Source organism: Deltaproteobacteria bacterium, from assembly GCA_011375175.1.
Lineage (GTDB): Bacteria > Desulfobacterota > GWC2-55-46 > GWC2-55-46 > DRME01 > DRME01.
Genome location: DRME01000081.1, coordinates 1 through 10,706 on the forward strand (window position 1 = coordinate 1; position 10,706 = coordinate 10,706).

General features: G+C 65.5%; 9 protein-coding genes and 1 tRNA gene. 6 read left to right on the forward strand and 4 right to left on the reverse strand.

Annotated elements, in window-relative coordinates; all coding sequences use genetic code 11:
• Nucleotides 1–313 precede the first annotated feature (313 nt).
• The 3 genes from ENJ37_07240 to acs all read left to right on the forward strand — a co-directional run bounded on the left by ENJ37_07240 (nucleotide 314) and on the right by acs (nucleotide 4,300).
• Nucleotides 314–1,210 carry a 50S ribosomal protein L11 methyltransferase gene (locus ENJ37_07240; GenBank protein HHL40283.1) on the forward strand — a complete coding sequence of 299 codons (897 nt, stop codon included), beginning with the start codon at nucleotides 314–316 and terminating at the stop codon, nucleotides 1,208–1,210.
• A 10-nt stretch (nucleotides 1,211–1,220) separates the two neighbouring features.
• A complete protein-coding gene (locus ENJ37_07245; GenBank protein HHL40284.1) occupies nucleotides 1,221–1,994 on the forward strand; it encodes a 16S rRNA (uracil(1498)-N(3))-methyltransferase in 774 nt (257 codons plus the stop codon).
• Between the two features lie 359 nt (nucleotides 1,995–2,353).
• Nucleotides 2,354–4,300: an acetate--CoA ligase gene (gene acs / locus ENJ37_07250; protein ID HHL40285.1), complete on the forward strand. Its 1,947-nt coding sequence runs from the start codon at nucleotides 2,354–2,356 to the stop codon at nucleotides 4,298–4,300.
• A gap of 285 nt (nucleotides 4,301–4,585) precedes the next feature.
• Here the strand turns inward: acs and rpsU are convergent, their stop codons facing one another.
• A complete protein-coding gene (gene rpsU, locus ENJ37_07255; protein ID HHL40286.1) occupies nucleotides 4,586–4,792 on the reverse strand; it encodes a 30S ribosomal protein S21 in 207 nt (68 codons plus the stop codon).
• Between the two features lie 319 nt (nucleotides 4,793–5,111).
• Here rpsU and ENJ37_07260 point away from each other — a divergent pair.
• Nucleotides 5,112–5,198 (forward strand) — tRNA-Leu (locus ENJ37_07260).
• A 358-nt stretch (nucleotides 5,199–5,556) separates the two neighbouring features.
• Here ENJ37_07260 and ENJ37_07265 read toward each other — a convergent pair.
• From ENJ37_07265 to ENJ37_07275, 3 genes are all read right to left on the reverse strand, one after another.
• Nucleotides 5,557–6,270 carry a hypothetical protein gene (locus tag ENJ37_07265; GenBank protein ID HHL40287.1) on the reverse strand — a complete coding sequence of 238 codons (714 nt, stop codon included), beginning with the start codon at nucleotides 6,268–6,270 and terminating at the stop codon, nucleotides 5,557–5,559.
• Between the two features lie 624 nt (nucleotides 6,271–6,894).
• Nucleotides 6,895–7,626: an RNA methyltransferase gene (locus ENJ37_07270; GenBank protein HHL40288.1), complete on the reverse strand. Its 732-nt coding sequence runs from the start codon at nucleotides 7,624–7,626 to the stop codon at nucleotides 6,895–6,897.
• On the reverse strand, nucleotides 7,623–8,978 hold the full coding sequence (locus ENJ37_07275; protein ID HHL40289.1) for an FAD-dependent oxidoreductase: 1,356 nt from the start codon (nucleotides 8,976–8,978) through the stop codon (nucleotides 7,623–7,625). Before ENJ37_07275 ends, ENJ37_07270 begins: the two co-directional genes overlap by 4 nt.
• A gap of 161 nt (nucleotides 8,979–9,139) precedes the next feature.
• On the opposite strand from ENJ37_07275, the gene ftsY reads away from it, so the two are divergent.
• Together ftsY and ENJ37_07285 are read left to right on the forward strand one after the other, a co-directional pair.
• Nucleotides 9,140–10,051 carry a signal recognition particle-docking protein FtsY gene (gene ftsY / locus ENJ37_07280; protein ID HHL40290.1) on the forward strand — a complete coding sequence of 304 codons (912 nt, stop codon included), beginning with the start codon at nucleotides 9,140–9,142 and terminating at the stop codon, nucleotides 10,049–10,051.
• Between the two features lie 94 nt (nucleotides 10,052–10,145).
• Nucleotides 10,146–10,682, forward strand: coding sequence for a nitroreductase (locus tag ENJ37_07285; protein HHL40291.1), 537 nt, complete (start codon nucleotides 10,146–10,148; stop codon nucleotides 10,680–10,682).
• The last annotated feature ends 24 nt before the right edge of the window (nucleotides 10,683–10,706 follow it).

Sequence of the window (10,706 nt, forward strand, 5' to 3'; positions counted from 1 at the left end):
CGCCCTGCGGTTCATCCCGATTTTGCTTGCAAAATCGGGATGAACCGCAGGGAATTAAAAGTCTTTGAAGGGGGCTGGGGGAAACGTGGGCCTATGGCCCTTCTACAGAAAGTTTCCCCCAGGCTGCCCGCTCCGGCTGCCTCGGGGGGGCTGTGCCGGGGAGTTCGGGCCGCAAAGGCGTAAAAAATCCCGCCTGGCGCGGGCCGAACTCCCCGGTACAGCCGAAGATCCGAATAACATACGATGGGGCGAGGGAGGGAAACGCGGGCCTGTGGTCCTTCCTCAGACGCCCGGACCCCGAGGGGGATTGAAGATGCCGAAGAGATGGGTCGAGGTGACGGCGAGGGGGCCCGCCGAGCGCAAGGACGAGGCGGCGGCCCTCATGATAGAGGCCGGCAGTCCGGGCGTGCTCGAGGACGAGCCCTTCGCGGCGCCGGCGGACGAAGGGGACGGGGCGCCGTCGCCGGTGGCGGCGCTCAAGTCTTTCCTCGCCGGTGACGATGCAGTCTCAGGGCTCGGCGCCTCCCTTCGGGCCATAGGATGGACCTTCGAGACATCCCCTTACAGGGACGTGGACTGGACCGAGCGGTGGAAGCGGTGGATAAGGCCCGTGAAGGTGGCGGCAAGGGGGGTGGAGGGCCGCATCATCGTGAAACCCACGTGGCGCTCCGTAGAGAGCGGCGAAAGGGACGCGGTCATAGAGATAGACCCGGCCATGGCCTTCGGCACGGGTTCCCACCCCACCACCCGCATGTGTCTGCGGGCCATGCTCTCGGTAATCGGCCGGGGCAGGGCCGTGGGCTCCTTTCTCGACGTGGGCACGGGAAGCGGCGTTCTCGCCATAGCGGCGTGCAGGCTGGGGGTCGGGCGGGTGACGGCCCTGGACATAGACCCCGAGGCGCTGCGGGCGGCGCGCCTCAACAGAAGGCTCAACTCCGTATCCTTCACCGTCTCGGCCCTGCCTCTCGGGCGCATACGGGGTCTGTACGACATGGTGGCGGCCAACATCATCTCAGGAGAGCTTGTGAGACTTGCCCCGCAGCTTGGGCGCAGACTCGCCCCTGGCGGGCTGCTGCTCCTCTCCGGCATACTCCGCGACGAGTGCCGCGGGGTGAGGCGCCGCTTCGAGGAGCTCGGCCTGCGTCACGTCAGGACGCTTCGCAGCGCCGAGTGGGCGGCGCTGCTTCTTGCCGGGCCGTCCTCATCGTAGGCGAACGCCCATGAGAAGGTTTTTTGTCGAGCACATAGGCTTCGGGTCCGCGAGGGTCGAACTGCGGGGCGGGCAGCTCCGTCACCTGCGCGACGTGCTGCGCCTGGGCGCCGGCGAGCGCGTGGCCCTCTTCAACGGCCGCGGCGTGGAACTCATAGGGAGGATCGAATCCGTCGGCCCCGACCGCGCCGTCGTCGCGGTGGACAGCGCCGTCGAGCCGACATGCGAGTCTCCGGTGAGGATCGTCCTGCTCCAGGGACTGGGCAAGGGACTCAAGCCGGAGTTCATAATCCAGAAGACCACGGAACTGGGCCTCTCGGCCGTCTCTTTCTTCTTCTCCAGGCGCAGCGTTCCCGTGTACGACGCCGCCAGGGCGGCCGAGAGGCTGCGGCGCTGGAGGCGCGTGGCCGTCGAGGCGGCCAAGCAGTGCGGCCGCTCCATGGTGCCCGAGGTGGCGCTGACGGACGGCCTCGACGGGGCGCTGGGCCGGGCCGGGCCGTGGGAGAGGGATACGCTCAGGGTGGTGCTCAGCGCCGGAGAGCGCCGCAGGGGCCTCAAGGAGCTCCTCGCGGACGGTCGCGGCCGGGTGCGCTCGGTCATCGCCGTCATCGGCCCCGAAGGCGGGCTGACGGAAGAGGAACTCTCAACGGCCCGAAAGGCGGGCTTCGAGCCGGCAGGACTCGGACCGAGAATACTGCGCACCGAGACGGCCGCCGTGGCCGTGGCCGCCGTAATCCAGTACGAACTGGGAGACATGGGCGCGCCGGCGGCCCTCGAAACCTGAAGACCCGCCGAACCTTGACAGCAACGGCGCCGTGGGATATCTTTACTGAGGGAACCTTTTTGTAAAAGGGTCACAGACCCACGGTTCCCTCAGACTCCCTCCAAAAACTTTTAACGCCCTGCGGTTCATCCCGATTTTGCTTGCAAAATCGGGATGAACCGCAGGGAATTAAAAGTCTTTGAAGGGGGGTTGGGGGAAACGTGGGCCTATGGCCCTTCTACAGAAAGGTTCCCCCAGGGTAATTACTGTCCGGACGGGAGTTGGAGAGTCCGGTCTTGAGTCGATTTCACAATGAGAGTCCCTCGGGGGCAAGGAGGTTTACGGTGAGCGACGAGCAGGCGAGCAAGATAGACGTTCTCATGGCCGAGGAGAGGGTCTTTCCGCCCGACGAGCGCCTGAGCGCCGGCGCCCACATAAAGGGGTTCGACCATTACGAGAGGCTCTACCGCGAGTCGGTCGAGGACCCCGATGGCTTCTGGTCGCGCATGGCCGGCGAGATGCTCGACTGGGAGCGCAGGTGGGAGCGCGTCTGTGAGTGGGACTTCCACAAGCCGCAGGTGAAGTGGTTTATCGGCGGCAGGCTCAACGTGACGCACAACTGTGTGGACCGTCACAGGAAGTCCTGGCGCAGGAACAAGGCCGCCATAATCTGGGAGGCCGAGGACGGCTCTTACCGCACCTATACCTACGAGCAGCTCTCCTACGAGGTGAACCGCCTCGCCAACGTGCTCAAAAAGCTCGGCGTCTCCAGGGGCGACCGCGTGACGCTCTACCTGCCCATGATCCCGGAGCTCGCCTTCGCCATGCTCGCCTGCGCCCGCATAGGGGCCATACACAGCGTCGTCTTCGGCGGTTTCAGCCCGGCCTCCCTGCGGGACCGCATACACGACTGCGGCTCAAGGCTCGTCATAACCTCCGACGGCGGCGTCAGGGGAGGAAGGCTCATCCCCCTGAAGGCCAACTGCGACGAGGCCATCGAGGGTGTGTCGTGCGTTGAGCGCGTGCTCGTCGTAAGGCGCACGGGTCAGGACGTGGCGATGAAAGAAGGGCGTGACACATGGCTCCACGACGAGCTTGAGGCCGACGACATCACCGACATCTGCGAGCCCGAGGTGATGGACGCCGAGGACCCGCTCTTCATCCTCTACACCAGCGGCTCCACGGGCAAGCCCAAGGGCGTGCTCCACACCACGGCGGGCTACCTCCTCTACGCGGCGCTCACCTTCAAGTGGATATTCGACTGCCATGAAGAAGATATTCATTTCTGCACGGCCGACATCGGCTGGGTGACGGGCCACTCCTACATAGTCTACGGCCCGCTCGCCTGCGGGGCCACGACGCTCATGTTCGAGGGCATACCGACCTACCCGGCGCCGGACCGGTTCTGGGAGATAGTCGACAAGCACAGGGTCAACATCATCTACACCGCCCCCACGGCCATCCGCGCGCTCATGCGAAGCGGCGACGAGTGGGTGAAGCGCCACAGGCTCGACACCCTCAGGATCCTCGGCTCGGTGGGCGAGCCCATAAACCCCGAGGCCTGGATGTGGTACCACGACGTGGTGGGCAAGGGGAGACTCCCGGTGATCGACACGTGGTGGCAGACCGAGACGGGCGGCATACTCATAAGCCCTCTGCCCGGCGCGACGACTCTCAAGCCCGGCTCGGCGACGCGGCCGTTTTTCGGGGTCGTGCCCAGGGTCCTCAAGGAGGACGGAAGCGAGGCCGGCGTCGACGAGGGCGGATACCTCGTCATCGAGCGGCCCTGGCCCGGGATGCTGCGGGGAACCTACGGGGACCCGGAGAACAGGCGCATGAAGGAGGTCTACTTCAGCCGCTTTCCCGGTTACTACTTCTCCGGCGACGGCGCGAGGGTAGACGCCGACGGCGATTTCTGGCTCATGGGCAGGATAGACGACGTGCTCAACGTCTCGGGCCACAGGCTCGGCACGGCCGAGATCGAGAGCGCGCTCGTCTCGCACGAGGCCGTGGCCGAGGCGGCCGTAGTCGGCTACCCCCACGATGTCAAGGGAGAGGGGATATATGCGTTCGTGGTGCTCAAGGAGGGGGTGGAGGCGGACGAGGCGCTCGGAAAGGCGCTGGAAGACCACGTAAGGAAGGTCATAAGTCCCATAGCCAGACCCGACAAGATACAGTTCGCCGCGGGCCTGCCCAAGACCAGAAGCGGCAAGATCATGCGCCGCGTGCTGCGCAAGATAGCGAACGGCCACGTCGAGGACCTCGGCGACACGTCCACGCTGGCCGACCCCTCGGTGGTGGATACGCTCGTCAGGGGGAGGTTGTAAAAAAACCTCCCGGCGTCGACGGAGGGGGAGAGACTTTCCGTAGGGGCGGGCGCCGCCGTCTCCACCCGACTCTTCAGGGACCTTCGATTGCGGTGCCGGGGGCGCCCCGTTCCCGCGGGAACGGGCGGGCAGGGGGCTCCGGGGGACCCCGTGACAGAAAGTCTCTGCAGCGACGCCGGTGGAAGCGGCGGGGGCTTACGCCCCTGTGCGGCAAGTTCCCCCTGAAGCGATCACCGGGAGGCTATCTTTATCCGGGCCTTGCGCCGGGAGCGGGGCCGGGCGGCCTCAGTCCTGGTTGCGGCGCGCCATCTTCTTGGTGGCCTTTGCGCGGCGCTTTGCGGCTTCCTGGCGTTTGCGTTTCTTCTTGACGCTCGGCTTTTCGTAGAACCTTCTCTTCTTGATCTCCTTGAACGTGCCGTCCTGGGCCAGCTTGCGCTTGAGGATCTTCAGCGCCTTTTCGAGCTGGTCGTCGAAAACCTTGACCTCTGACAAAAAAAACACCCCTTCCGTGAATTAATGGTGAATCAACAGCCGCGCGTTTGTCCATCCGAGTCGTCCGCCGTGGAAGCCGTGAAGGCCCCTGCCTGCATGAAGACGAGTCCAGCGACCCTTTGGAGATGAAAAACGCAAATTTCTGTGATTATATCAGAAATACCCTTGCAGTCAAACAATTAATCGGAGTAATTCCCGCGGGCCGCTTTTCGGTCCCGACCGGCAGGGAGGCTTTACTTTGACAAGATGCGGTGTATCTGCTATCTTCAGGAGGCGCTGATTGAGGAAGCCCTGATGCATTCCCCGGTGGAGGCCGGAGGCCCGAGTGGCGGAACCGGTAGACGCACGGGACTTAAAATCCCGAGGCCGATAGGCCGTGTGGGTTCAACTCCCACCTCGGGCACCAGTTTTAATTACCCTGAGGGAACCTTTTGTAAAAGGTTCCCTCAGACTCCCTCCAAAACTTTTAACGCCAGTTGGTTTCCCCCTGTTTTGCCTGGCAAAACAGGGGGAAACCAACTGGTATTGAATGTCTTTGAAGGGGCGTCCTGCCCGCGCCTGCTGCCTCTGGGGGCCGTACCGGGGGTTCGGGCCGCAAAGGCGTAAAAAAAACCGCCTGGCGCGGGCCGATCCCCCGGTACGGCCGAAGACCCGACTAACATACGATGGGCAGGGGGAAGCGCGGGCCTGTGGCCCTTCTACAGGAAGTTTCCACCGGGGTAATTAATCAGAGCTTCCTCAAACTCGCGGAGAACGGCCGGTCCCTACTCTCCGGTGGAGAGAACGCGGTAGCTTATGCGGGTGTTCGTCGCCTCCACTATCTCCAGGCGCACCCCCCTTACGCCTATGACGGTCGAGTCCGAGAGGTCGAAGGTGTAGCGGCGCTCTTCGGCCGCGCCGGCGGGCGAGGGCAGCTCGGTCAGCATCACCGTCGGCCCCACTCTGCCGGAGTAGAGGAGGCGGACCGGGGTTGCGCCGACCTCGCTCTCCTCGATCTCGCGGGGTCTGAGGATATCCTCGGGCCGGTCCCATTCCATGGCGAACGGCGAGAAGGAGCCGTTGTCGTAACAGGCCGCGGAGCCGACGGCCCGCCCCTGCCTTGCGATCAGGCAGACCTGCCAGTCCGCAACGACTCCGGGTATGCGCGGATACATGGAGCGGCTCATACAGCGCAGCACCTCGCCTCCGTCGTCGGTGACGCCCGCGACCTTCCAGACCGAGCCCCTCTGAAGCGGCGGAAAGCGCTGTCCCGGCGGCGAGGGCTGGGGGAAGTCCCTCGTTACCACGTAGCCCCGCCACACAAGCCGCCTCCAGGCGGCGCCGAGGACGAGCTCCTCGCCGACGGCGGCCGTCATCACCTCCCGGGGCGCCGTCACGGCCCTTTCGATCACCCGCGGCTCCACGCTGGAGACGACAAGCGGCGCCGAGCATCCGGCGGCCGCGACAACGACTATGAGGGCGAAGAGCTTTCTCGGCACTTGAAGGGACTTCGGCAGGGATGAAAGGGTGGCGGAAAGGGGAGGGAGTCGAACCCCCCGGCCGCCGGGTCTCGGCGACCAACAGGTTTTGAAGACCTGCAGGGCCACCGGGCCCTTTCCCTTTCCTCAGGACGAAGAAACAGGCGCGCATCGAGCCGCTTTTCGCCAATCCGCCGGTCCCTTCGGACTGCCGGTTCGGAGGCGCGCCCCCGCTCTACGGACGTGCCCCCTCCCCCCTCGGGGACCTCCTTAAGTGGTTTGCACGCACCCTGCGGATGGGATCTACGCACTCACGCGTCGGCTCATGCAACGCCTGTTTCAAGCTTTTTCTGCCGGGTTCTCCGTGGGCGAAGGCTTTTATCCCGGTGACATATCCGGCATCACGGGCCTCCGGCCCCGGGTTGGAACCCTTCCTACTACTATTTTAGCACATCTGTGCGGCGATGCAAGGCGCACAACGCTCCCCGGGCGTTTCGATTGTCGTGCGGCAACGGTATCATTGCCGATCCCTCCGGTGTTTTTCAGCAACCTTGAGCCTCTGCCCTTTCGGGAAGCCTTGAGCACTCGCCCCGGCGCGGTCTTTCGGGGGCAGGGTTGTCGGCGGCGGAGCAGGTAACGGCCTTCCTACTCAGGGAGGCGGTCGCCTTCGGCGGTTCGTTTCTCTATCTGCGTGAGTATGCCGCGCAGCATCCTCACCTCTTTGAGCGTCAGGCCCGTCCTGCCGAGAAGCCGCCTCATGTTGCGCATGATGGCCGCCGGGAGGTGTGAGCCGCCCTTTGCGCCGTAGCCGAGGCGGCGCAGCACACGCTCCAGGTGTTCGTAGAAGGCCTCTGTCTCCCGGCGGGGCGCGGGCCTGATGGTGCGCCCCGGCGCGGCGCCCGTGGCGGTGAAGAGGGCGTGGCAGAGGGCGAAGACGGCGTGCGAGAGGTTGAGCGAGGGGTTGGCCTCGTGGGCCGGTATGTGGAAGAGCATGTCGCAGCGGGCGAGCTCTTCGTTGGAGAGGCCGCGGTCTTCGCGGCCGAAAAGGACCGATACGCGGCCGGCGGCGGCGAACCTCGCGATCTCCTCCACCGCCTCGGCGAGCGTTATGTGGGGGTCGCGGACCTTGCCTGTCCGTCTCGTGGCGCCGATTACGAGCGCCGAGTCGCCCACGGCGTCGTCGATGGTGGCGAAGACCCTTGCGCCGAGGAGGATGGCGGAGGCGTTGCAGGCCATGGCGTAGGCCTCGTCGCAGAGATGGGGGACGGGGTCGACGAGCACGAGGTCGTCGAATCCCGTGTTCATCATTACGCGGGCCACACTGCCTATGTTGGCCGGCCCCATGGGGCGGACGAGCACGATGGAGCAGTTCTTCACGGCGCGGCTTCTCCGCCGGCAAGGCGTCGTCCTATGGCCCTCGCGGCGATGACGCCGGAGGCCGACGCCTGGATTATGCCGCGCGTAACGCCCGCGCCGTCGCCGGCGGCGAAGAGGCCGGGAAGCTCGGTCTCCAGTTCGGCGGTGAGTCTCGGGCGCATGGAGTAGAACTTGACCTCCACGCCGTAGAGGAGTGTGGAGGTGGAGTTCATGCCCGGCGCAATCCTGTCGAGGACCTCGATCATCTCTATGATGCCCGTTATGTAGCGGTAGGGGAGCACGAAGGAGAGATCGCCCGGGGTTGCGTCGGCGAGGGTGGGCGTGACCGCCCCCTTCCTTATCCTTTCGGCCGTTGAGCGTCTTCCGCCGAGCAGGTCGCCGAGGCGCTGGACGATTATGCCTTCGCCCAGGAGGTTAGCGAGCCTTGCGATGAGCCGGCCGTATTCGACGGGCTCGTGGAAGGGCTCGGTGAAGGTCGTGGAGACGAGTATGGCGAAGTTGGTGTTGCCGCTCCTTCTCGACGAGTAGGAGTGGCCGTTGACGGTGCAGAACCCTTTGTGGGCCTCCTTGACCACCACGCCGTAGGGGTTCATGCAGAAGGTGCGCAGCCTGTCGTCGAAGCGGCGCGAGTTGTAGACGAACTTGGCCTCGTGGAGCACGTCGGTCACGGGACTCAAGACGGCCGCCGGTATCTCGACCCTCACGCCTATGTCTACGGGGTTTATGGTCGTGCCGAGGCCGAGGGAGCGCCACAGGCCCTGTAGCCACCCGGCCCCGGAGCGTCCGGGGCTGAGCAGCGTGAAGCGCGAGCGCAGCTCCCTGCCGTCGGTCGTCACCACGCCGGCGGCCCTGTTGTCGCAGCGCACCATGGAGGCGGCCTCGGTCTCGAAGAGCAGCTCCACCCTGCCGTCGAGCTCCTGTCTCAGTCTCTTGAGCAGCCTTATGCAGCGGTCCGTTCCGAGGTGCCGGATGGCGAAGGGCACGAGCCTGAGTCCGGCCCTGGCCGACGCCTCCTCTATGCGCTTCACCCCCTCGGCGTCCATGCCCTTGAGCTCCCCGGGCGCTCCGAAGCGCACGTAGAGGTCGTCCACATAGGCGATGAGGGCGTCGAGCTCGCCGGCTCCGACGTACTCGGAGAGAAAGCCGCCGACCTCGCCGGAGAGGTTGAGCTTTCCGTCGCTGAAGGCCCCGGCTCCGCCCCAGCCGCTGAATATCTCGCCGCGCTCGCGTTTGTCTATGTCGCGGCCCTTCTCGACGAGGAGGACCCTGGGCCTCGGAGAGCGGGCCGTGAGCTCGAGGGCCGCGAAGAGCCCGGCGGGCCCCGCGCCCACTATGATGACGTCGTACTCCATTGCCTAGGCTTCTCTCCGCGGCGGCGGGACGCTGGTCTTTATCGCGGCTGTCGAAAGTCTCCGCCGGCCGGTTGCCCGGAGCCTCCCCACCAAATTTATCCTCAAGGACGCCTCCTGTCAAGCTCCTGCGGCCAATAAGGGCTTTGAAAGCCGTCGTTTTTATGGTATCGTTCCATACCATGAAAGGACTGCTCAGAGGTATAAAGGGGGGGCTGGCCAGGACCCACAACGCCATAATGGGGGGGCTTGAGTCGGCCTTTGCGAGCAGGTCGCGCGAGGACCTTCTCGAGGCCATAGAAGAGACGCTCATCGTCGCCGACGTGGGGGCGCAGACGGCCGTGGAGATAGTGGACGGTCTGCGCGAGAGCGTGGTGGGCCGCGACATGGAGAAGCTCAAGGCGAGACTCAGGGAGCGGCTCGTAGCCGTACTATCGGCCGTAGAGGCGCCGCTTCAGATCACGGCCTCGCCCTTCGTCGTCATGGTGCTCGGTGTGAACGGCGTCGGCAAGACTACGACCATCGGCAAGCTCGCCTCCCGTCTCGCGGCCGAGGGGCGAAGCGTAGTGCTCGGAGCATGCGACACCTTCCGCGCCGCCGCCATAGAGCAGCTCGAGCTCTGGGGCGAGCGCGCCGGCGTGCCCGTCATAAAGCAGACCCACGGCGCAGATCCCGGGGCCGTGGCCTTCGACGCCGTCAGGGCTGCGAAGAACCGCGGCGCCGACGTGGTCATACTCGATACGGCCGGACGGCTCCATACGAAGGTGAATCTCATGGAGGAACTCAAGAAGGTGAGGCGCGTGGTCTCGCGCGAGATAGCGGAGGCCCCTCACGAGAACCTGCTCGTCCTCGACGCCACCACAGGGCAGAACGCCCTCAGTCAGGCGCGGCTCTTCAACGACGCCGTGGGTGTCACGGGCCTTGCGCTCACAAAGCTCGACGGCACGGCCAAGGGCGGCATACTGGTGGCCCTGGCCCGCGAGCTCGCCATCCCGGTGCGCTTCGTGGGCGTGGGCGAGAAGGTCGAGGACCTGCGCCCCTTCAGCGCCGCCGAGTTCGTCGAGGCCCTCGTCTGAAAGGGACTCCTTGAGGCCGGGCCCTCCGCCTTCGCGGCCACGGCATGGTGCGAGCGTCTTTTTCGCCGTCGAGAGAGAAATTGGGAGGTGAGCTTTGGACGAGAAGTTGAGGACCTTCTACGAACTCTACGAGCGGAGGAAGAGCATCCGCGATTTCCTGGACAGGCCGGTCGAGGACGATAAGCTCGCCCGCCTTCTCGAGGTGCTGCGCCGGGCCCAGAGCGCCGCCAACTGCCAGCCCTGGCACTTCATCGTCATAAGGGGCGAAGACCGGGCGGCCATAAACGAGGTCTTCTACCGGGAGGGCTTCAAGCGCGCGCCCGTGATAATCGCCGCCTGCGCCGAGCCGGCGAAGGCGTGGACGCGCCGCTGCGACGGCCGCAACTACGCCTGGGTGGACACGACCATAGCCGTCACCGAGATGATCGGGGCGGCCACGGCCGAGGGACTGGGCACCTGCTGGATAGCCTCCTTCGACGTCGAGAGGGTGAAGGCCGTGCTGGCCATCCCCGATGACATAGACGTGGTGGGCCTCATCGCCGTCGGCCACCCTCCCCAGCCGCTCAGAAAGGAAGAGAAGGACCGCAAGGCGCTGGACGAGATAATCCACTGGGGCCGCTGGCGGCGGTAGGGCTTCCCCTCCGGGGAGCCCTCA